The sequence below is a fragment of the Mangrovibacter sp. MFB070 genome, assembly GCF_000705335.1.
Lineage (GTDB): Bacteria > Pseudomonadota > Gammaproteobacteria > Enterobacterales > Enterobacteriaceae > Mangrovibacter > Mangrovibacter plantisponsor.
In genome coordinates, this window is record NZ_JJMI01000039.1 from 154,121 (window position 1) to 175,053 (window position 20,933).

The window sequence follows — 20,933 nt, forward strand, 5'->3', positions numbered from 1 at the left end:
ACGGCACAAAATAATAAATAATTAGCCTGCTTGCTAATTACACTCAGTTCTCCTTTAGTGATTTTAACAAGAATAAATACCATGAAAAAATTCAAGATAGTGGCGCGCTGCTCTTTAAAAGCAGTCATACCCGGCATTTTCCTCTTCTCCGCACAACCATTAATTGCTCAGGCAGCCGATGCATTCAGCGTCGATTCACCCTGGATGCTCGGGGACTGGAACGGGTTACGTACAGACCTACAGCAGGATGGTGTGAACTTCAATGTTGGCTACACCATGGAAAGTGCATCTAACCTGGCAGGCGGCTATAACACATCGACCACCGCACGTTACAGTGACCAGTGGGCGTTTGGGGTTAACCTGGATCTGCAAAAACTCCTCGACTGGAACGACACTGAATTCCAGTTAACTATTACCAACCGTGACGGGCAGAACTTATCAGATGAAGTTGGCGACCCGCGTACCGGAACACTGTCTTCTGTACAGGAAGTGTATGGTCGTGGCCAGACATGGCGTTTAACTCAATTCTGGTTGCGTAAAGGCTTCTTTGACCACACCCTGGATGTTAAAGCCGGGCGGCTGACTGTTGGGGAAGATTTTGACAACTTCGACAGTAAATTCCAAAACCTGGCGTTTGGGAGTGGTCAGGCAGGGAACTGGCGTGGTGACCACTGGTACAACTGGCCAGTATCACAATGGGGTGCCCGTGTTCGTCTGAACTTTACCCCGGAAATCTTTATGCAGGTCGGTTTCTATAACCAGAACCCGTATAACTATGACAAAGGCGATGGCTTCCGGTTTGAGTTCAGCCCAACAGAAGGCAACCTGGTCCCGGTAGAATTGGGCTGGCAGCCTAAACTTGGCGCTGACAAATTACCGGGTAATTACCGTATTGGTTACTACTACTCTTCAGCCAGTGACGATGTGTATGGCTCATGGCGTGAGGGTGGTTACAATGATACAGCCCATGCATATGGCGGCTACATCCTTGCCCAACAACAATTGACCGCACAGGGTGGTTCTGCAGACCGGGGTATCACATTAACTGTTCAGGCAGTAATGAATGACCATAAAACGTCCAAAACTGATAACTACCAGTCTGTTGCTTTGACGTGGAAAGGGCCGTTTGACGCCCGCCCGCAGGATGAAATTGGTATTGGTGCCGGGCGTATTCATATCAACTCGTCCTACACCAGAATGCTGCGTGACACCAACCACTACAATGGTGAAACGTCGTATAACAGCCCGACCTATTTACCGATCCAAAAAGGGTCTGAATATAATTACGAAATTTATTATAACGTCCAGGCAACAAACTGGCTGCAAATCCGCCCCAATCTGCAATACATTGCCGCACCAGGCGCTGTGAGCAAAGTGGATGATGCCTTTGTTGGCGGTATTAGTGCTAACCTCAGCTTCTGATTATTTATTATTCCAGGGCCTGCTTATATGCAGGCCTTTTTTACATACACATTGTCAGAATTGTCTATGCAATATGTGCCATTAACAACCAATTACTGTTTTATTCCTGAAAAAATATTTCTTTATTGATTTCTTAACCAGGAATCTTCTTAGCCCAAAGAGATTCAAAACAATTTGTTTTGAGTATCGAAATAAAACCTCCATTTATCCACAATGTGAATTTGGGTAGAATTTACGTTACAGAATTTACTCTTTTATAATAATTGCGCATTAAAGAGACAGGTCACAACCTGCATGAAATTATAACCCAGCGCAAATTCAATTGATTTTCAAGAACCTCTGCCTCCCATGGCACCTGATGGGTTGATAAAACCATGGGTGATTGCCTTATACCTGCGTAAAAGTGTTACGCACACTGGTCATGTAAAGAGCACTGGCTCCATGTGTTCTGCTGCTGCCGAAAACTCTGGCAGATTTGTGTTAATGACCACAGGTATATCTTCTTTGGTTTATCTTTAGAGTACGACGTATGTTACTGCATAAAAATGTTATTCGCGATTTAGTTAAATGGATTGATGAAAATATCCATGATCCCATCAATATAACTGATGTCATGGAAATATCAGGATATTCACGCTGGCACATTCAGCGACTGTTCCGGGAAGAAACAGGGATGACAGTAGGGGATTATATTCGTAAGAAGAAGATACAAGAAGCAGCTAACGATTTGGCCAACGATGAAGTCTCTATTTTAACCATCTCCACTAAGTATGGTTTCAGTAGCCAACAGACCTTCACCCGTATTTTTTCACACTATTTCAATGTGCCGCCCGGACGCTGGCGCAAAGAACAACGAAAATAAACGTTACTCAATACTCTCAGCCACTCATATGTGTTATCTGGTTTTGCCTCCTCCTGGGCCACCACTGTATTGCCTGATACAGTGGTTTTTTATTGGTACAGCCACCCGGGGGCTACGCCAGCGGCACACCTGACAGGTTACTGTCTTCGCCAAAATGTTGAACAGCAAAATCAAGGAAGCTACGCAATTTGGGAGTAAGGCGCCGGTCCTGAGCATATACAATATATAAAGGGCGCTCCGGCACACTGTAATCCGGCAACACACTGATAAGCTTGCCGGAGCGAATATAGGGTAATACCAGCTCAGATGGCTGGGTAGTTACCCCAAACCCAGCCAGAGCGGCACTCACCAGTGCTTCGCCGTTGTCCATCATGAGGCGCCCGGAAATGGGCTGCTTTATCAGCCCATTGGGCCCTTCAAATTCCCACTGGGTCCGCAGGGAGGTATGCGCGAATACCAGGCATTCATGGTGCTGTAAATCTGCAGGGTGATTCAGAGGCGCGGCTTTATCCAGATAGTGGGGTGAAGCACAAGTAATTAACCGGTAAGGAGCCAGTACCCGCGCCATCAGGCTGCTGTCTTCAAGTTCACCCACATGAAAAACGGCATCATAACCTTCATCAATCAGGTCTATCATCCGGTTAGTGAGCGTCAGTTCGACCGACACTTCCGGGTAACGTGCCATATATTCAGGTAATAACGGTGAAAGGGCGTTGATACCAAAAGTATGTGGTGCGTTTATTTTCAAACGCCCCCGTGGCTCCATGCGGGTTTCTTCTGCGAATGATTCCGCAGCTTCAACTTCGGCCAGAATAATTTTGGCGCGCTCATAAAAATTTTGCCCCGCCTCTGTGAGGCTGTGCTGGCGAGTGGTGCGATTAATCAGCCTGACACCCAGGTGATTCTCCAGAGCTGCAACATGTTTCCCAACCAGTTGAGAGGACATATTCAGCATATCGGCAGCCGCGGCAAAAGACCCTTGTTCAACGGTCTTGACATATATTGCCATGCTGGATAGTCGATCCATTTGAGGTATTCCATTTGCAATTCATAAAACTGTCACAGTTTACCTGACAAATAATGCCAACGGTTAAGCGCAATGTGTTAATCGCACAAATGGGAAATGCCCCCGCAGGGGCATTTTAATACTGAACAACACAGCAGAGAGAAAATACCAGGTTACTTACTTTCAGGTAATGGCCCCAGTTTTACACCATCAGGGTAATACTCCCAGCCATCACGAATTTTGATTTTCTCATCCCATGGCAGTTTATATTCGCCATTGGCCAGATCCCGCACCCATGTCAGGTAATTTTCCCGTGCACCACCGGGCTTACCAACATAACCACGGCACCCAAGGTTGAATATATTATTTTCCAGTGCCCAGTTTTCACGCGCTTTATCTACCAGGCGGGGAAACAGTTCTGCGGTGACAATTTCCCATGGGTTACGGTGCCCTTGCTGAATGACATTACCGTCGTAATTACACACCGTACCTTCACCAAAGTAGTAGAACACTTCATCGTAGCCTGCCAGGTTAACAGATACAGTGTACATCAGGTTTTGCCATGCATTGGTGCGGTTGGTCCAGATCCACTGGTCATTGACCTGGGTAGAATAGCCTGAAATACGAATATAGACATTGCAGCCTTTATAGGCCGCTTCGCGCGCCAGTTCAGGGAACATACCGTCATGGCAAATGCACACCGCCAGTTTTGAACCCTTTGGTCCGTCGCACACTGGCATTCCCATATTACCAGGCATCCAGGGTTCAATGGGAACCCAGGGCTGCAATTTGCGGTAGTGCAGGGCAATGTCGCCCTGGTCATTAATAATAATGGCTGTGTTGTAAGGGGGTAAATCCGGGTCTTCGTTTTTCTCCATCAGTGAAAACACACCCCACACTTTATTTCGCACACAAGCCTGTTTGAACTGGTCAATTTCCGGGCTTTGCAGGGTCAACAGCATTTCATCATAAGTCCAGATTTTGGTGTTCAGCCCCTGAGTGGAATATTCGGGGAAGACAATCACATCGAGGCCCGGATAACCCGCTTTAGTGGTATCAACGGCTTTACATATTTTATCCACCTGAACCTGGATATCTTCAGGCCCTTTAATTACCGGCACAGGGTACTGAATCGCCGCAATTAATAATGCTTCATCCCATGAACTTACACTTCCGGTGCTAGCCATAATCGACCTCTCTCATTAATAGTGGGTGGGTAATACATTAAACAGCAAGGTATGATGCTATTTTCTTCACGTCCGCACTCAGGCGGTCTTCCTGATGAACAATATTTCCTTTTTCGATAACAATAATTCTGTCTGCCACATCCATAACAAAACTTAACACCTGTTCAGAAACCAATATGGTTAGTCCTTCCGCATCACGGATTTGGCGTAATATTTTTGCTATTTCTTTAATAATTGACGGCTGAATTCCTTCCGTTGGTTCGTCAAGTAACAGGAGCTTAGGTTTGCCAGCCAGTGCTCTGGCTAAAACTAATTGCTGTTGTTGCCCGCCGGATAAATTCCCGGCCATGCGCTTACGAAATTCACGTAATACCGGGAAGTATTCATACAAATATTCGGGAATGGTCAGTGATTTACCGCTATGAATGCCGGTTTTAATATTTTCTTCGACAGTCATTGAAGAAAATACCATCCGCCCCTGGGGAACAAACCCCATACCGCGTTGCACCCGCTCATAGCCGGGAACAGCCACCAGCGACTGTCCGTCAAACTGGAGATCACCACGACTGGCCGGGATCATGCCAATCAGTGACTTCATTAATGTGGTTTTGCCCATACCATTGCGGCCAACAACCGCCACAATTTCTCCGGGTTGCAGGCTCAGGCTCATGCCATTAATCACCTGGCTTTGCCCATATGCCACGCTGTAATCAGAAAGTGTCAGCATATTTTTTCCTTATTAATGGCCGAGATAGACATCAATCACCCGTGGGTCATTTTTTACTTTGCTGATACTGCCTTCTGACAGCACTTTGCCCTGATGCATCACGGTGACGTGGTCGGCGATGTCTTCGACAAACTGCATGTCGTGCTCAATCACCAGTACCGAACGCCCACCAGCAATGCGCCGCAGTAACTGAGCCGTTTTCTGGCGTTCCGTGACAGACATCCCCGCGACCGGTTCATCCAGCATCAACAACCGGGGGTTTTGAATCAGCAACATGCCTATTTCCAGCCACTGTTTTTGCCCGTGGCTCAGTAAGTCCGCCTGGATATGCAGAAACTCATCCAGGAATATTTCCTGGGCGACATTTTCCACTGCCCGAACTATTTCTTCGGTACGTTTAAAAAACAGGGCACCAGTGGCAGTACGTGCTTTCGGGTACGACAATTCAAGGTTTTCGAATACGGTCAGGTTTTCATAAATAGACGGGTTCTGAAATTTCCGCCCCACACCGGCATGAACGATTTTATTTTCTTTCATACGGCTTAATTCTTTGCCATCAAATTTAATGCTGCCGCTGGTCAGGCGGGTTTTACCGCAGATTAAATCAAGAACGGTTGTTTTCCCCGCGCCATTTGGCCCAATAATTACGTATATTTGCCCTTCATCGATATACATAGAAAAGTCATCGACAGCTTTAAACCCATTGAACGAAACGGTTAAACCTTCTACCGCGAGAATAATTTCTTTAATGGGCTTAATCATTTTGCCGCCTCCGAATCTGTTTTGGCTTTCAGCCATTCGCTTTTGCGTGCCCTGAATGACAGGTGAGGCTGGATATATTGCTGCCATAATCCGGCAAGCCCTTTGGGAAAGACTAAAACCACGGCAATAAACAGGCAGCCCATGGCAATAGTCCATAGTTCAGGAAACGATTCGGAAATACTGCTTTTGGCTACATTAACCAGCAATGCGCCGTAGACTGCGCCCAGTAATGAACCCCGCCCACCAACCGCACAGAACACCACCATTTCAATAGAGGCTACGGTGCCAATAAAACCCGGCGACATAAACCCAACCTGGAGCGTGAACATTGCACCACCAATGGCCGAGAACAGGGCACTGATGCAAAACACAACGGTTTTGATATTGGCGACGTCATACCCGGAAAAGCGCACGCGGTCCTCCCTGTCACGAATGGCCACCATCAACCGCCCAAGCTTGCTGTTAACCACAAAATACCCGGCAAGCACAACCAGCATCAGCAAACAGGCATTGGCGTAATACAGGATGTAATGGGCAGAATCGGTACGAATATCCCAGCCCAGTAATGTACGCAGGTCGGTTATGCCGTTAATTCCGCCGGTGTATCCCTGCTGGCCGATAATCAGAATGGTTAAAATAGCTGAGATAGCCTGGGTAATAATAGCGAAGTAAACCCCGCCAACCCGGCGTTTAAACATGGCCGTGCCAAGCACCCAGGCAAACAGCGTGGGAACCAGCAGAATAGCCAGCACGGTTAAGGGAAAAGAGTGAAACGGCTGCCAAAAAGAAGGCAGGGCAGTCAGCTGGTTCCAGTCCATAAAATCCGGAATACCTGGCGTGGTCTGCATTTTGGTGTCGGCCACCGTAGAGGCTTCCAGCTTCAGGAACATCGCCATGGCATAACCGCCCAGCCCAAAGAAAATACCTTGCCCCAGGCTGAGTATGCCGCTGTAACCCCAGCACAACACCAGCCCGACAGCCACAAATGCGTAAGTCAGGTATTTTCCCATCAGGTTAAGGCGGAAAATATCCAGAGCGGCGGGCATGGCAACCAACAACAGGCCAGCCAGAATAACGATCCCAGTCAAAGGAAAACTGCGTAAACGATTCATAATGTTACTCCTGGCGGCGGATACGGCTGGCAAACAAACCCTGAGGGCGCAGTAACAAAATGCCCACCACTATCAACAGCGTGATCACCTTCGCCATAGAACCACTCAGGAAGAACTCCAGGGTAGATTGTGACTGCGAGATAGAAAACGCAGAGGCAAGCGTACCCAGCAGGCTTTGCGCCCCGCCAAACACAACTACCAGGAAGGTATCGACAATGTACTGTTGCCCGGCAGTTGGCCCGGTTGAACCAATCATGGTGAAGGCACTACCGGCGATCCCGGCGATCCCACAGCCCAGGGCAAAAGTGCGGTTGTCCACTCTTGAGGTATTGATACCCACGGCACTTGCCATTGGCCGGTTCAGTACCACGGCCCGGACTTTGATTCCCCAGGCTGAGCGGTAAATTATCCAGCCGGTGATGCAGGTGATAACCAGCGTGAGCGCCAGCACAAACACGCCATTAATTGGGATATCGATGTTGTCTGCGAAATGGTATGACCCCATCATCCAGTCAGGCAGGTCAACGCCAACTTCGCGCGGACCGAATAATGAGCGGTAGCACTGTTGCAGTATCAGGCTCAGGCCCCAGGTTGCCAGCAGCGTATCCAGTGGGCGTTTATAGAGGTGGCGAATCAATACTTTTTCGACCAGTGCGCCCAGCAGTGCCGAGCAAATGAAAGCCAGTACAATGGCGACAAAAAAGTAACCGCCAAACAGCGCCGGTAAGTGGCTACTGAAAAAACGCCCGGTTAGCCAGGTAACATAGGCTCCGAGGATCATAAATTCCCCATGCGCCATATTAATGACACCCATTTGGCCAAAGATAATGGCAAGCCCCAGGGACATCAGCACAAATACGGCAAACAGACTGAGCCCGGCAAATCCCTGCATAACAAATATTGAGGTCAGATCAGCAAAGCTGTAACCACTGAACATGATGAGTTCCTCGGCAAGTGGAAGGTATCCCACGGTTGCCCGTGGGAGTGGAGTCAGTCTTTCGGGAAAGGATTGGGTTCAATCAGGTTCGGGGTCTGGTAAACCACATCGTACTGGCCATCCGTTCTTGCCCGGCCAATCACCGTTTTCGACCACAAATGGTGGTTTTCATGGACCCGGACATAACCTTCTGGCGCATCTTTCAGCTCAATGCCCGGGGAAGCTTTACGCACTTTGTCCACATCAAAAGAACCCGCTTTTTCTACCGCGGCTTTCCATAACCATGGGCCCAGGTATGCAGCCTGCGTTACATCGCCTATCACGATGTCTTTGCCCCAGCGTTTCTTAAAGGCAGCAACAAAGGCTTTGTTGGCCGGGTTATCCATACTCTGGAAATACTTCATGGAGGCGTAGGCACCGGCGATGTTTTCACCGCCAATTCCGCGGATTTCATCTTCGGTAACTGAGATGGTCAACAGCAGGGGTTTCTCTTTGGTTAAATCGATACCCGCTGCTTTAAGCTGTTTGTAGAAAGCAACGTTCGACCCGCCAACCACAATCGCGTAAATCACGTCTGGCTTTTTCAGCTTGATTTTGTTGATAACCGAGTTGAACTGGGTATTGCCCAGCGGGTAGTAATCTTCACCCACCACTTTCAGCCCCAGTTTTTCAATATGATGCCGGGCGATTTTGTTAGCGGTTCGCGGCCAGATATAGTCTGAACCGAGCAGATAAAAAGTTTTCGCGTGTTTGTTTTTTACTACCCAGTCGAGCCCGGAAATAATTTGCTGGGTTGCTTCCTGGCCGGTGTAAATAACATTGGGGGATTCTTCCAGCCCTTCATAAAAAGTAGGGTAGTAAAGCATGCCGTTGTACTGTTCAAGCACGGGCAACATGGCCTTACGGGACGCCGAAGTCCAGCCACCAAAAATAGCGGCAACTTTGTCGCTGACTAACAACTTACGGGCTTTTTCAGCAAAGGTAGGCCAGTCGCTGGCACCATCTTCCTGCACGTATTCTATTTTCCGCCCCAGAACACCGCCTGCAGCGTTAATCTGTTCTATCGCCAGTTTTTCTGCCTGGACAGAACCTGTTTCACTGATTGCCATGGTGCCGGTAGATGAGTGCAGGATACCCACTTTTACCGTGTTATCGGTTACCGCCAGCCCGGTGGTGTTAACGTCTGCCGTTGCTGGCGCAGCCATTGCTGAATGTACTGCCAGCATCAGGCTTGCGGCTGCCAGCATTTTAAGTTTACGCGTGAAGCGCCCGGACAGGCTCGTGCGGTTCACCCGCTGGTGGTACTGCGGGGGAAAGACTTGTTGGTTCATGGTAGCCCTCATCATCAGTTACGTTTACCCTCGGATGTGGCCATCATGACGGTCTGGTGGGGCAATCAACAATGCGCGAGGTAACGCAGTAATTACGTCATTTGACGTATTGGCCTGGCGGCTGTCTGGCGGCATTCTCACGGGCGCGGCATAGAGAAACAGTGGAGTCCGGATGACGGTACAGCAGAAAGCGTTCAAAGCACGAAGGCAATATAATCAATGGGTAACCAACCAGACGCTGGAAGACTTTGCATTACGCTATACGCCTGAGTCTTCCCGGCGCTGGCAGGCAAAACGTGTGGTGATGACTGCGTTAAGCGCGATTACTTTTCTGGCTCTGGAGGCCATTGGCGGGGCGCTGACACTGACCTATGGCTTCAGTTATGTGATTGCAGCGGTAGGGTTGGTGAGTGTTATCATCTTTTTGCTGTCACTGCCGATTGCAGTCAATGCCGCCCGCCATGGGCTGGATATTGACTTACTGACCCGTGGTGCCGGTTTTGGTTACCTGGGCTCGACAGTCACATCGCTGATATACGCGACGTTCACGTTTATTTTCTTTGCGCTGGAAGCGGCCATCATGGCGATGGCGCTGAATATGCTGTTTGGCCTGCCACTTCACCTCGGCTATTTAATCAGCTCGCTGGTGGTTATCCCGCTGGTTACCTGGGGCTTCACCTTTATCTCGCGGTTTCAGCAATTTACCCAGTTCTGCTGGCTGGCGCTGCAACTATTGCCCTTTATTTTTATCCTGCTGCGCGATAACCACTCTTTTACCGCATGGGTACATTTCCCCGGTTTTCTGGTGCCTGCAGATGGTCAGTTCGATTTGCTGCGCCTGGGTGCGGTGTGTTCGGTGTTACTTTCACTGGTAAGCCAGGTGGGTGAGCAGGTAGACCAGGTACGGTTTCTGCCTGATAACGGGCAGGGGCCACGCTGGAAATGGTATGCCGCCGTGATAGCCGCAGGCCCCGGATGGATTGTGATTGGTGCGATAAAAATCCTGCTGGGTTCGTTTCTTGCTGTGCTGGCCTTTAATTATGGGCTGGGTGCGGAACTGGCCAGTGAACCTACTCATATGTACCTGGTCGCATTCAGCTATGTCACTCACTCTTCTTCTGGTTTGCTGGCACTGACCGGCATTTTCGTGGTGCTTTCGCAGCTCAAAATTAATGTGACCAATGCTTATGCGGGTTCTATCGCCTGGTCGAATTTCTTTTTACGCCTGACCCACCGCCACCCGGGGCGAGTGGTCTGGTTGTTCTTTAATGTGGGCATTGCGCTGTTGCTGATGGAGTTAGGTGTATACCGGGTATTTGAAGATATTCTGGGTGTGTATGCCGTGGCAGCCACTGCCTGGCTCGGCAGTGTGGTTGCAGACCTTACTGTCAATAAATGGTTAAGACTGCGCCCGGAAAAGATAGAGTTCCGCCGGGCTTATCTCTACGACATCAACCCGGTGGGGATTGGTGCCATGGGGCTTGCCATGGCATTTGGTTTATCGGCCTGGATGGGGTGGTTTGGGCAACCGCTACAGGTATTTGCTTCTCTGCTTTCACTGATGCTGGCGTTTTGTACCGCGCCGCTGATTGCCTGGCTGACCCAGGGGCGATTCTACCTTGCCCGTAACCCGGTGCAGGCAATTTCGACAGAATGTTGCGTGTGTGGTAACCATTTTGAAAAGCAGGAGATGAGTTTTTGCCCGTTTTACCAGGGAAGCATTTGCTCGCTATGTTGCTCCCTTGATGTTCAGTGTAATGACGCCTGCAAACCGCACGCCCGTTACCATGAGCAGGCCGCAAACCTGCTGAAGAAAATGCTCCGCGGGCGCAAGCTGCGTGTTGACCCACGGGTCTGGAGCTTTTTAAGTATTCTGCTGCTTTTCAGTTCAGTTATTGGCTTGTTACTGATGCTGGTGTTTGCTCAGATGCGCGGTGACTTCGGGAGTGAACAATATTTACTGGCGGCGACGTTATGGAAAGTGTTTTTTATTCTGCTGATTGTCACCGGCGTCACCACCTGGCTGTTTGTCCTTACCAATAAGAGCCGGCAAATAGCCCAGGATGAGCTGCGTTTGCAGAGCGACCGGCTAATGAAAGAGATAATCGCCCACGAAGCGACCGACCGGCAATTGCAACAGGCGAAAGAAGCCGCCGATGACGCTAACCTGGCGAAGAGCCGCTACCTCACCGGTATCACCCATGAACTGCGCACTCCGCTTAATGCCATGCTGGGCTATGCACAACTTCTGGAGCGTGCTGATGATATTCCGCCAGCACGCCAGCGGGGTATCAGTATTATGCGCCGTAGCGGAGAACACCTGGCGAATCTGATAGAAGGGCTGCTGGATATTTCTAAAATCGAAGCAGGCAAACTGGAAATTTACCGGGAAGAAGTCCGGGTTGGGGACCTGGTGCAACAACTGGTGGCGATGTTCGAACAACAGGCTATCGATAAAGGCCTGACATTTAATTATAACCCACCGCACTGGCTCCCTGATGCCGTGATGACGGATGAAAAACGTCTGCGCCAGATCCTCATCAACCTGCTGTCCAACGCAATAAAGTTTACCGACAAAGGCGGGGTAACCCTTGATTTCCAGTACCGCAGCGAACTGGCTTTTTTCTCAGTTCATGACACAGGCATTGGGATTAACCAGGAAAACCTGGAGCGCATTTTTAATCCCTTCGAACGTGTATCACAGGACAGCCGACGTACCGGTACCGGGTTGGGGCTGACAATTACCCGTCTGTTAACTTATGTGATGGGGGGCGATTTGCAGGTGGAAAGTGTTCAGGGAACTGGCTCCACCTTTAAATTAACGCTGATGCTCCCCGGCTACAGTGGTGCCAGTTATCAACCGGCTGAACCGAAGAAAGTGGTAGGTTACCAGGGGCGCAGGCAGACCGTGCTGGTGGTGGATGATGACCCGGCTCACCGCCAGTTAATGGATGACCTGCTTACCCCAATTGGCTTTATTGTGTTGTCTGCTGACAGTGCAGCCCAGGCTTTGGTTATCGCCGCAGATAACCCGGTGGATTTATTTCTGCTCGATGTCGCCATGCCAGTGATGTCGGGCTGGGAATTGCGCCAAAAGTTACAGTGTAACGGAAATACCCGGCCGGTGATTATGATTTCGGCCGAAGCTGGCGAGGGCAAATCACATAACGGTGAGCAGGAGAAAGACCTGCGCTACCTGGTGAAGCCTGTTCAGGTGCCTTTGTTACTGGAGTCGATAGGCGAAGCCCTGCAGCTAACCTGGGGCAGTGAGCACCGTTTAGCAGCCAGCCCGGTGCAACCAGCAAAGGCAACCGGCCTGACCAGCGTACAAATTCGCGAACTTCAGGACCTGGCTCTGTTAGGCTATGTGCGCGGGTTTCGTGAGTTACTCAGCCGGCACACCTCAAATAAAGCTATCAGCGACGCAGACAGCGCAAAGCTGAGTGAGCTGACTGACCGTTTCAGATTTGAAGAGATCGTGTCTTATCTTGAACAACTGGGAGGCACTTCATGAGCTCCGGGAAACCTACCGTACTGATTGTTGATGATGATATTAATACCGTCAGTATGCTTAATGACACACTGGATGAAGCCGGTTTTACCGTGCTGGTGGCACTGGAAGGCAGCCAGGCACTGTCTATTACCCGGCAAATTACCCCCGATATTATTTTGCTGGATGCCGTAATGCCGCATCTGGACGGTTTTGAAACCAGCAAGCGCCTGCGTGAAAGCCCGGCGCTCTGGAACACCCCGATTATTTTTATGACTGGTTTGAGTGATACCGATAACGTGGTCAGTGCCTTTGATGCCGGAGTGGTAGATTACGTGGTGAAACCGATTCGCATGGAAGAGCTGTTGGTAAGAATGCGCACCCACTTGCGTAATTCGCGCCTGACCACCAGTGCCTACAGCGCAATGGATTTTGTCGGGCAAACTATGTGCGTGGTGAATCAGCAGGGGCAGTTGCTGTGGGCGACACCCAATGCCTGGCAGTTAATGCGCACCTGTTGTGATGAAAATTTTCTGCCCACGCGTAAGTTTATCAACCGTATGCTGATGTGGCTGAACAGTGGCGAGGGCGTTCGCCAGGCTCTGGACCTGTCACGGCTGGATATCCCACTGAAATTCTATTTTTCTCGCCAGAGCGGTGAAGGTGAATGCCTGCTGCGCATAGAAGAAATCAACCCACGGGAAGAGGACAGTGCGGTAGATACACTGCGGGCCAACCTGAGCCTGACGCCCAGGGAGGCCGAAGTGTTGCTATGGATTGCCCGGGGGAAAACCAACCGTGAGATTGGCGATATCCTGCACTTAAGCCCCCGGACCATAAATAAACACCTGGAACTGGTGTTTCCGAAACTGGCAGTAGACAACCGCACAGCGGCGGCGGCCATCGCCCTTAATGCACTGGCAGGGAAGGGCAGTGCGCTGTGATTCAAACACTCGCCTTACCAGGCAAAGAATAGCGGGTGCTTCTGCCGCCGCCTTCATTCCCCACCAAAAAACCCTGCTCAACCAGGTGCGCCAGGTGGCGGGTTGCCGTGGCGCGGCTGACACGGGCAACGGCTTTATACTGGCTATTGTTGATGCCATCCTGGAAATCACCATCCAGCATTCGGTTGATCACTTTGATCTGCTCATGATTCAGCGCCGCCTGGTTAAAACGCTGCCAGTAATGGGTTTTAAACAGGGTTTGGTCAATCAGCCCCAGAGTTTCCTCAATTGAGGCGCGCAACATACACACAAACCAGTTAAGCCACGGCGTTAACACCATATCGCCACGCTGAGTTTGTTCTATTACTGCGTAATACTCTTTACGGTGTGTATTAATCGTGCGCGACATAGCATATAAACGCACCGTGTTATGCTCGGCCTGAGCCAGTGCGAGATCCATGATCAAACGCCCGATCCTGCCGTTGCCATCTTCAAAAGGGTGGATGGTTAAAAACCACAAATGCGCAATACCTGCCCGCAAGATAGGGTCAGCCTGGGCATCGTGCCTGCTGGTGTTGAACCAGTGCAGAAAAGCCTCCATTTCACCCGGAACCCGCATGGCATCCGGCCCTTCAAAATGGATGACCGGTTTATCTATTCGCCCGGAAACCACCTGCACCGGGCCAGTACGAAACTGCCCACCTTTAATCGCATTAAATAACTTCTCTTCAGGCGGAAACAACAGCGAGTGCCAGTGCAGCAAGCGCTGCGCCGTTAAGGGCTCATCGAGATTGTTGATGGCGTCCAGTGCCGATTCCACCAGGCCTTCAGTGCGTTTATCAACCGGCCAGGTTAATTCATCATCCACGCCCAGGTGAGTTGCCAGCGAAGACCGCACTGAACCGGCGTGTAAACGTTCACCTTCAATATCACTGGAATAAAGGATATTCGCCAGCAGGGTATCCAGCGTGGTTTGCGCTGAATTCAGTACCTGGCTGCTGCCATAAAGCTTGCCCTGTAAAAAACGAGTATCGCGCAGCAATGGCGCCAGCGGGGCCGGATCCCAGGTAAATTCAGGCCACAAAGGTTGTTGCCATATCCACATAGTGTTCTCCTGAGGCAAATAACACCATTATTCTACTCACAGACTGAGTAGAATATAAAGCGTAATTGACTCATGAGCAGGAATAGCGAATAAAACGGGCAAAAAACACCCTGGGCAGTTGCATAAATTATAATCAGGATTCATGAATGAGGGTTATAAAAGAGGCATCACAGACCAAATCCGTACACCAAAACACGGCGATTAATTTTTTTTAGCAATATTCTGGCGGCTCATTCGTCTACCTCACTAACAGAACGTTCACCTAACACATGAGGCTTAAGATGAGAGACTTTGAAATGTATGACCGGGGTTTTGGCAGAAGAAGGCACCACCGCTTAGCAAAACCATTAATCATTGGTGCTATTGTGGTTATCGTGCTGGGGCTGATGGTTATGTCGCTGTGGAATGCCTTATTACCGGCAATTATTGGTGTGAAAAGTATTGGGTTCTGGCAGGCGCTGGGCTTATTGGTTTTATGCCGGATATTGTTTGGCGGGCTGGGAATGCGCCCAGGTATGTTTGGTATGCATCGGCGCATGCATGAGCGCTGGATGCAAATGACCCCGGAACAACGTGATGAGTTTATCCGCCAGCGCCGTTCCTGGTTTGAAGGCAAGTGGGCCAGCCGCTGCCAACGGCAAGCCCCCGAGGGGAGCAATACTCCAGAAAGCACCAGTCAGGGTACTGAAGCTGAAAAACCCACGGATAAACAATGAGTGAAGTGAAGGGCGGTAGTGGGTCAACATCACGTTTGGTTGCCGCGCTCATGGCTTGCCGTGGGCGGTTACAGGCTTTTATTCGTGGCCGCCTTCGCGGGGCTGCCGACGTAGAAGATATCTGGCAGGAAATCGCGTATCAGTTGATTCGTGTGGAACAACCCGTCGAGAATGTCGCCGCCTGGTTGTTTCGCGCAGCCCGTAATGAAATGACCGACCAGGGGCGCAAAAAACGCGAACTCCCTTTTTCCGGGCTGGCAATTCAGGGGGATGAAAGTGAATTTGCGGAAGATGAACTGGCAGAAACATTGTTTGGTGTGCCGCAAACCCCGGAAGATGAATACCTGAAAGCATTATTGTGGGATGAACTGGCGGCCGCCCTGGATGAGCTCCCGCAAATTCAACGCGAGGTATTTGAAAAGACTGAGCTCGGCGGTTACAGCTACCAGGCTCTGGCAGAAGAAACAGGTGTCAGTGTCCAGGCCCTGTTATCGAGAAAACATAAAGCCGTGCTTTACTTGCGTATTCGCCTGCAGGAATTTTGGGGTGATTTGTCTGCCGATTCGCGAGAGAACAGGGGCAAAAAAAGTTGAGTGACCAGTGCAATGGTCACTCAAAACAGGCACATAAAGCATATTACATTTATAGGGTAACCGGGAATTAATATAATGCCGGCCAGAGCCGGCAGGTATTAATTGAACCGGTAAACGCTGCGGCTTATTTCAGCGCAGCAAGGTCTTCAGCCCGGAAACCGAGCAGCTCGGCTGTACGGTTTGAACGCACTTTGTGCGCCCACTGAGGGTCTGACAGTAACGCACGCCCAACCGCTATTAAGTCAAACTCCCCGCGCTCCATTCGGGTGTACAGGTTATCCAGCCCGGCCGTTTCTGAGCCCTGGCCGCCAAAGGCACCAAAGAAATCACCAGACAGCCCCACCGAACCCACGCTGATAGTGGCTGCACCAGTGAGTTTTTTCGCCCAGCCTGCAAAGTTAAGCCCCTCGCTGCCATCAATTTCCGGGAATTCAGGCTCCCAGAACCGGCGTTGTGAGCAGTGCAGGATGTCTACACCAGCTTCAACCAGCGGCACCAGCCATTCCGTCATTTGCTGAGGCGTTTCAGCCAGACGAGCTGAATAGTCCTGCTGTTTCCACTGACTGACGCGAAGAATAAGCGGGAAGTCGGGGCCAACTGCTGCCCGCACCGCACGCACGATATCAGCCGCAAAGCGGGAGCGCTCGGCAATGGTTTTACCGCCGAAGGCATCCGTGCGCAAGTTAGTACCCTGCCAGAAAAACTGGTCAATAAGGTAACCATGCGCGCCGTGCAGTTCCACAACGTCAAAACCCAGGCGCTTTGCGTCTGCCGCCGCGTGGGCAAAAGCGGCCACGGTATCGGCAATATCTTCTTCTGTCATGGCGACACCTCGCGGCTCGCCCGGACCAACCAGGCCTGAAGGGCTTTCAACTGGTGCCTCTGGCTCCCACTCTCCGCTGGCTCGTGTGGACCCGGTGTGCCAGATTTGTGGGCCAATTCTGCCGCCTGCCGCGTGTACAGCGTCTGCCACCTGCTTCCAGCCAGCCAAAGCCTGTTCGCCGTAGAAGAACGGGATGCCAGGCATGTTGCGTGACGCAGGGCGGTTGACCACAGTACCTTCGGTCAGGATCAGGCCCGCTTCGCCTTCCGCACGGCGGCGGTAGTAACTGGCGTTAGGCTGCCCCGGAATACCTTCCGGTGCCATGCCACGGGTCATCGGTGCCATTACAATACGGTTTGGCAAAGTCAGGCCTTTCAGCGTGAAAGGGGAAAAGAGTACGTTATCGGACATCGGTACAATCCTTTTAAAGTTGTTTCACAACAGAGTTGTTATAACGGTATTGCCTGCAACGGCAATAAATTAATCACCATTATTCTTCAGGTAGCGGGAAGCCGGATGCTCGTGACGAAATTCAGCCAGCATCGCCTGTCGTGCCTGCTCATGGTGTGCCCACAGTTCTTCAGGGTGCAGCGAAGGAATAGTGACGGACTCACGGCGGTCATACCCCACAAGTGCTGCATCTACCATATCACCGGCATCCATCACACCGGTCACTGTATTTATATCAACACCTGAGCGTTCCCAGATTTCTGTGCGTGTAGCCGCAGGCAGAACAGCCTGTACGTAGACTCCTTGCGGGCTGAGTTCCAGATCCAGTCCCTGCGACAAGTAGAGCACAAACGCCTTGGTGGCACCGTACACTGACATACCTAATTCCGGTGCCAGCCCAACTACAGACGACAGGTTAATAATGCTGCCCAGGCCTTTGGCTGCAAACCCTACAGCCGCCGCATGCGCCAATGTAAGTACAGCACTGAGATTAACGGCAACCATACGGTTGATATCGGCCTCACTTTGGGTAAGAAAGGTGCCCGAAAGACTCATTCCCGCATTATTGACCAGCACACCTATTCTGGCATCTTCCCGTAGTCGCCGTGCGACGGTTGCCACCTCTACGGGGGAGGTCAGGTCTGCCGGCAATACCTCGGCAAGAATGCCGTACTGGGTATGCAGCTTTTCTGCCAGCGTATTCAGCCGCGCTGTATCACGGGCAACCAGAATCAAATTGTGCCCTCTGCGGGCAAAGCGATCTGCATAGACTGCGCCAATACCCGCTGACGCCCCGGTTATCAGCACCGATGAATTCTCTGCCATCTCATGTTCCTCAGTTGCATTCACATTTTTTAAATGATGCATGTCATGTATAATAAATGTCAACCATCATTTATTTTAGTAAATGTGTATAATCTATACATTACGCGTTACCAGCCATTGAACCTTCGCCTGGCAGGTGGGTTAAACGGCTTGAGAATGTCTGCGCAATTGATTACGGTACGCCGCACAACCAATTGCAGAGCTTCATGGAAACAGCACTGGCGCCGGATATATTTGCACCCAGTATTGCAGGTGCAAAAAGGTAACACTGTATTCACAGGCACTGAGGTGCCTGAATTGTTTGATTAATCATGGGGGAAAAATGGGGCGGGTATCAAAAGAGCAGATGGAGCTCAATCGCGAAAACATTATTAAGACTTCAGCAGAACTGTTCCGAAAACATGGGCTGGACGGCGTCAGTGTCAATGACATCATGGCGGCGGTTGGTCTGACTCACGGTGGGTTTTATGGCCATTTCAGTTCTAAAGATGAGCTTGAAGCCGTAGCCTGCCAGCGGGCTTTTGAAGAGTCTGGCGCTACATTCTCAGCAAGCGGCATTACCACGTTTGATGAGTTTGTGGATTACTACCTGTCTTCCGAACACAGAGACTGCGCGGGCAGCGGATGTGCTGTTACAGCCCTGGCATCGGATGTATTGCGTAAGTCGCCAGAAAAACCCGTGCGTGAAATTTACCGGGAAGGTGTCAAGAAGATGGCGTCACGGCTTGCCACTATTCAGGGGGCAGAACCGAATGCCAGGCCTTCTGACAAGCAACTTGCACAGCTGGCCATGCTGACTGGTGCACTGATATTGTCCCGGGCAACCGAAAGCGATGATCTTTCTGAACGTTTTCTGCTGGCGACAAAAAAATATTTACACGAGCTGGAGCAACAAGAGTGAAGGGGAAAATTGCCCATTTCACAGGCCTCAGCGGCAGTATGTAAATATGCGGTAACGAGCCCTGGGTAGTAAAAGAAGCCAGTGAAGATGCCTGTGCAGGTTATCGAAGATATGGTATTATTAAATAATATTGATAACCCATACAGGAGAGCATCCATGAGTGTCCGGAAAGAGCACCCTGGGGTTTCCACCCTGATTGGCACCCCAAAAGAAGTGAAAGTCAGTCTTGCCAAATCACAGGCTGAGCAAGTGCTGCTTATCACTGTTGATCATCAAAATCATATCGGAACACAGCACCTGTTTGAAAATTTGTCCAACGTGGCGTCTTCCATGTATGGCTTATTTCAGCAGCACCAAAGCCGAGCCACTCTTGAACGCCTTGCTGAGGCTCTGGTGCCACCAACACCCGCACCACCACATATCATCAAAGAAGCAGCAATGCTTATCCAGGCACGCAAAGCTGTTCTGGAAAGTGGTGACTGGCTGAATGCTGCCGAGCTGGCGCACCTGGCACAATTGAGCACCGCGAACCCGAGTGCTCAGCCGAATAAATGGAAGAAAGCCGGGCGTATTTTCGCCATCCACCATAACGGTGTCGACTATTTCCCGGCCTGGGGTCTGGACAAAAACGAAGGTTTCCGTCCGCTGAAGGCTCTGGGTAAGGTAATTGAGGTGTTTGGTGGCCAAAAAGATGGCTGGGGTATGGCGTTCTGGTTTCTTTCTGCCAACAGCTTTTTAGGTGGAAAACGGCCTCAGGACATGCTGGCCACACAGCCAGACCTGGTAATCGATGCCGCTCAGGATGAAGTTCTGGGTGTCGCGCATGGCTAAACGCCCTGCAGGAACAAAGACAGCAGAGCAGGGTGAAGCCACCGAAAGCACGCCGCTTCCTGATTCTGGCCCGCTAAAAACAACAACGTATTTACTCAATAAAGGAACGGTGTTGTACCGGGTGCATCTTGAGCAGTATGCAGCAGACCAGTTTAACCCGGGCCTGCGGGGCAATGCGCGTTTCAGCCCAATAACAACTGCTCAGGGCGAACCTGTTCCTACCTTGTACGCTGGCGTGACCAGCGACTGTGCCATGATGGAAACAGTATTCCACGATGTCTCTTTTGCACCAGGACTCAAAACTTACGATAAAAACAAGCTCAACGGGCAGGTTCTCTCGGCACTTGAAGTCACTGAGAACCTGGAACTGCTTGATCTTGCCACAGTGCCGTTACGTAAGCTGGGTATCACCCGCAAAGAATTAATCGACACCGAAAAAGATAACTACCCGGTAACCCGCAAATGGGCCGAAAAGCTTTACCAGCAATGCACAAGCGCACAAGGCCTGTCATGGATTTCAAGGCAGGATGACACAGCACGTGCAATGATATTGTTTGGTGACAGAATAAAACCAGCATCGCTTTGCCAGGCTGGAGGCGCTAAGAGCCTGGTTAACGACGCCGCCACTTATGAAGAGGTGCTGAACCTGGCTGCCAGACTGGGTGTGTTGATTGTGCCGGGCTGTGACTGAAAGCCGGGGCGAGATGTAACCAGGCTCTGCGTGTACCAGATGAGCAGGGTAACTGTATGATTAACCGTGGTATGTAGGTAGCTATGAACTAATATGGATGGTAAATATCATTTAACATAATATACATTATGCGCACCAAAGCGTATTGAGGCAGAATCTGGCATTTCGCGGTTGTCATTGTCCTGGTCGTTGAATTCCTTAAACAGCGTTATCTGTAC

Annotated in this window: 19 protein-coding genes; 9 read left to right on the forward strand and 10 right to left on the reverse strand. The window is 50.6% G+C overall.

Translation table 11 applies throughout. The features are described from left to right. Window positions 1–81 precede the first annotated feature (81 nt). Together DT73_RS18925 and DT73_RS18930 are read left to right on the forward strand one after the other, a co-directional pair. Window positions 82–1,422 (forward strand): carbohydrate porin, encoded by a 1,341-nt coding sequence (locus DT73_RS18925; protein WP_036113248.1) that lies wholly within the window; start codon window positions 82–84, stop codon window positions 1,420–1,422. A gap of 529 nt (window positions 1,423–1,951) precedes the next feature. Then, on the forward strand, window positions 1,952–2,284 hold the full coding sequence (locus DT73_RS18930) for a helix-turn-helix domain-containing protein (RefSeq protein ID WP_036113252.1): 333 nt from the start codon (window positions 1,952–1,954) through the stop codon (window positions 2,282–2,284). A 112-nt stretch (window positions 2,285–2,396) separates the two neighbouring features. Here the strand turns inward: DT73_RS18930 and DT73_RS18935 are convergent, their stop codons facing one another. The 7 genes from DT73_RS18935 to urtA all read right to left on the reverse strand — a co-directional run bounded on the left by DT73_RS18935 (window position 2,397) and on the right by urtA (window position 9,346). Next, a complete protein-coding gene (locus DT73_RS18935; RefSeq protein ID WP_036113254.1) occupies window positions 2,397–3,311 on the reverse strand; it encodes a LysR family transcriptional regulator in 915 nt (304 codons plus the stop codon). A gap of 152 nt (window positions 3,312–3,463) precedes the next feature. Further along, window positions 3,464–4,477 (reverse strand): formamidase, encoded by a 1,014-nt coding sequence (locus DT73_RS18940; RefSeq protein WP_036113257.1) that lies wholly within the window; start codon window positions 4,475–4,477, stop codon window positions 3,464–3,466. A 37-nt stretch (window positions 4,478–4,514) separates the two neighbouring features. Beyond that, a complete protein-coding gene (gene urtE / locus DT73_RS18945; RefSeq protein ID WP_036113260.1) occupies window positions 4,515–5,204 on the reverse strand; it encodes an urea ABC transporter ATP-binding subunit UrtE in 690 nt (229 codons plus the stop codon). A gap of 12 nt (window positions 5,205–5,216) precedes the next feature. Next, the gene (gene urtD / locus DT73_RS18950; protein ID WP_036113263.1) at window positions 5,217–5,966 is read right to left on the reverse strand and encodes an urea ABC transporter ATP-binding protein UrtD; all 750 of its coding nucleotides are present in this window, start codon (window positions 5,964–5,966) and stop codon (window positions 5,217–5,219) included. Then, a complete protein-coding gene (gene urtC / locus DT73_RS18955) occupies window positions 5,963–7,078 on the reverse strand; it encodes an urea ABC transporter permease subunit UrtC (protein ID WP_051691472.1) in 1,116 nt (371 codons plus the stop codon). The genes urtD and urtC overlap by 4 nt, the downstream gene beginning before the upstream one ends. A gap of 4 nt (window positions 7,079–7,082) precedes the next feature. Continuing rightward, entirely contained in the window at window positions 7,083–8,015 is a 933-nt protein-coding gene (gene urtB / locus DT73_RS18960) for an urea ABC transporter permease subunit UrtB (RefSeq protein WP_036113265.1), read from the reverse strand. A gap of 53 nt (window positions 8,016–8,068) precedes the next feature. After that, entirely contained in the window at window positions 8,069–9,346 is a 1,278-nt protein-coding gene (urtA, locus tag DT73_RS18965) for an urea ABC transporter substrate-binding protein (protein WP_036113268.1), read from the reverse strand. Between the two features lie 172 nt (window positions 9,347–9,518). Between urtA and DT73_RS18970 the strand changes: the two genes are divergently transcribed. Next, entirely contained in the window at window positions 9,519–12,860 is a 3,342-nt protein-coding gene (locus DT73_RS18970) for an ATP-binding protein (protein ID WP_036113271.1), read from the forward strand. Further along, window positions 12,857–13,780: a DNA-binding response regulator gene (locus DT73_RS18975; protein ID WP_036113275.1), complete on the forward strand. Its 924-nt coding sequence runs from the start codon at window positions 12,857–12,859 to the stop codon at window positions 13,778–13,780. The genes DT73_RS18970 and DT73_RS18975 overlap by 4 nt, the downstream gene beginning before the upstream one ends. A gap of 1 nt (window position 13,781) precedes the next feature. On the opposite strand, the gene DT73_RS18980 is transcribed toward DT73_RS18975, so the two are convergent. Next, window positions 13,782–14,885 carry a Fic family protein gene (locus DT73_RS18980; RefSeq protein WP_036113278.1) on the reverse strand — a complete coding sequence of 368 codons (1,104 nt, stop codon included), beginning with the start codon at window positions 14,883–14,885 and terminating at the stop codon, window positions 13,782–13,784. 281 nt (window positions 14,886–15,166) lie between these two features. Here DT73_RS18980 and DT73_RS18985 point away from each other — a divergent pair, with 281 nt between their 5' ends. Both DT73_RS18985 and DT73_RS18990 read left to right on the forward strand, forming a co-directional pair. Continuing rightward, window positions 15,167–15,601, forward strand: a complete 435-nt coding sequence (locus tag DT73_RS18985) for a hypothetical protein (RefSeq protein ID WP_036113281.1) — start codon at window positions 15,167–15,169, stop codon at window positions 15,599–15,601. 5 nt (window positions 15,602–15,606) lie between these two features. Further along, window positions 15,607–16,194 carry an RNA polymerase sigma factor gene (locus DT73_RS18990; RefSeq protein ID WP_369792647.1) on the forward strand — a complete coding sequence of 196 codons (588 nt, stop codon included), beginning with the start codon at window positions 15,607–15,609 and terminating at the stop codon, window positions 16,192–16,194. Window positions 16,195–16,318: 124 nt separating this feature from the next. Here the strand turns inward: DT73_RS18990 and DT73_RS18995 are convergent, their stop codons facing one another. After that, window positions 16,319–17,428: an NADH:flavin oxidoreductase gene (locus DT73_RS18995; RefSeq protein ID WP_036113287.1), complete on the reverse strand. Its 1,110-nt coding sequence runs from the start codon at window positions 17,426–17,428 to the stop codon at window positions 16,319–16,321. Window positions 17,429–17,497: 69 nt separating this feature from the next. Then, window positions 17,498–18,292 carry an SDR family oxidoreductase gene (locus DT73_RS19000; RefSeq protein ID WP_036113289.1) on the reverse strand — a complete coding sequence of 265 codons (795 nt, stop codon included), beginning with the start codon at window positions 18,290–18,292 and terminating at the stop codon, window positions 17,498–17,500. 322 nt (window positions 18,293–18,614) lie between these two features. On the opposite strand from DT73_RS19000, the gene DT73_RS19005 reads away from it, so the two are divergent. The 3 genes from DT73_RS19005 to DT73_RS19015 all read left to right on the forward strand — a co-directional run bounded on the left by DT73_RS19005 (window position 18,615) and on the right by DT73_RS19015 (window position 20,715). Further along, on the forward strand, window positions 18,615–19,193 hold the full coding sequence (locus DT73_RS19005; protein ID WP_036113291.1) for a TetR/AcrR family transcriptional regulator: 579 nt from the start codon (window positions 18,615–18,617) through the stop codon (window positions 19,191–19,193). A gap of 156 nt (window positions 19,194–19,349) precedes the next feature. Next, window positions 19,350–20,024, forward strand: a complete 675-nt coding sequence (locus tag DT73_RS19010) for a hypothetical protein (RefSeq protein ID WP_036113662.1) — start codon at window positions 19,350–19,352, stop codon at window positions 20,022–20,024. Then, on the forward strand, window positions 20,017–20,715 hold the full coding sequence (locus DT73_RS19015; protein ID WP_036113294.1) for an RES family NAD+ phosphorylase: 699 nt from the start codon (window positions 20,017–20,019) through the stop codon (window positions 20,713–20,715). Before DT73_RS19010 ends, DT73_RS19015 begins: the two co-directional genes overlap by 8 nt. The last annotated feature ends 218 nt before the right edge of the window (window positions 20,716–20,933 follow it).

Coding starts and splice junctions, on each gene's coding strand:
- DT73_RS18980 (WP_036113278.1), bottom strand. CDS start 14,885: ATGTGGATATGGCAACAACCTTTGTGGCCTGAATTTACCTGGGATCCG.
- DT73_RS19010 (WP_036113662.1), top strand. CDS start 19,350: ATGAGTGTCCGGAAAGAGCACCCTGGGGTTTCCACCCTGATTGGCACC.
- DT73_RS18925 (WP_036113248.1), top strand. CDS start 82: ATGAAAAAATTCAAGATAGTGGCGCGCTGCTCTTTAAAAGCAGTCATA.
- DT73_RS18935 (WP_036113254.1), bottom strand. CDS start 3,311: ATGGATCGACTATCCAGCATGGCAATATATGTCAAGACCGTTGAACAA.
- DT73_RS19015 (WP_036113294.1), top strand. CDS start 20,017: ATGGCTAAACGCCCTGCAGGAACAAAGACAGCAGAGCAGGGTGAAGCC.
- DT73_RS18985 (WP_036113281.1), top strand. CDS start 15,167: ATGAGAGACTTTGAAATGTATGACCGGGGTTTTGGCAGAAGAAGGCAC.
- urtA (WP_036113268.1), bottom strand. CDS start 9,346: ATGAACCAACAAGTCTTTCCCCCGCAGTACCACCAGCGGGTGAACCGC.
- urtE (WP_036113260.1), bottom strand. CDS start 5,204: ATGCTGACACTTTCTGATTACAGCGTGGCATATGGGCAAAGCCAGGTG.
- DT73_RS18995 (WP_036113287.1), bottom strand. CDS start 17,428: ATGTCCGATAACGTACTCTTTTCCCCTTTCACGCTGAAAGGCCTGACT.
- DT73_RS19005 (WP_036113291.1), top strand. CDS start 18,615: ATGGGGCGGGTATCAAAAGAGCAGATGGAGCTCAATCGCGAAAACATT.
- urtC (WP_051691472.1), bottom strand. CDS start 7,078: ATGAATCGTTTACGCAGTTTTCCTTTGACTGGGATCGTTATTCTGGCT.
- urtD (WP_036113263.1), bottom strand. CDS start 5,966: ATGATTAAGCCCATTAAAGAAATTATTCTCGCGGTAGAAGGTTTAACC.
- DT73_RS19000 (WP_036113289.1), bottom strand. CDS start 18,292: ATGGCAGAGAATTCATCGGTGCTGATAACCGGGGCGTCAGCGGGTATT.
- DT73_RS18975 (WP_036113275.1), top strand. CDS start 12,857: ATGAGCTCCGGGAAACCTACCGTACTGATTGTTGATGATGATATTAAT.
- DT73_RS18940 (WP_036113257.1), bottom strand. CDS start 4,477: ATGGCTAGCACCGGAAGTGTAAGTTCATGGGATGAAGCATTATTAATT.
- DT73_RS18930 (WP_036113252.1), top strand. CDS start 1,952: ATGTTACTGCATAAAAATGTTATTCGCGATTTAGTTAAATGGATTGAT.
- DT73_RS18970 (WP_036113271.1), top strand. CDS start 9,519: ATGACGGTACAGCAGAAAGCGTTCAAAGCACGAAGGCAATATAATCAA.
- urtB (WP_036113265.1), bottom strand. CDS start 8,015: ATGTTCAGTGGTTACAGCTTTGCTGATCTGACCTCAATATTTGTTATG.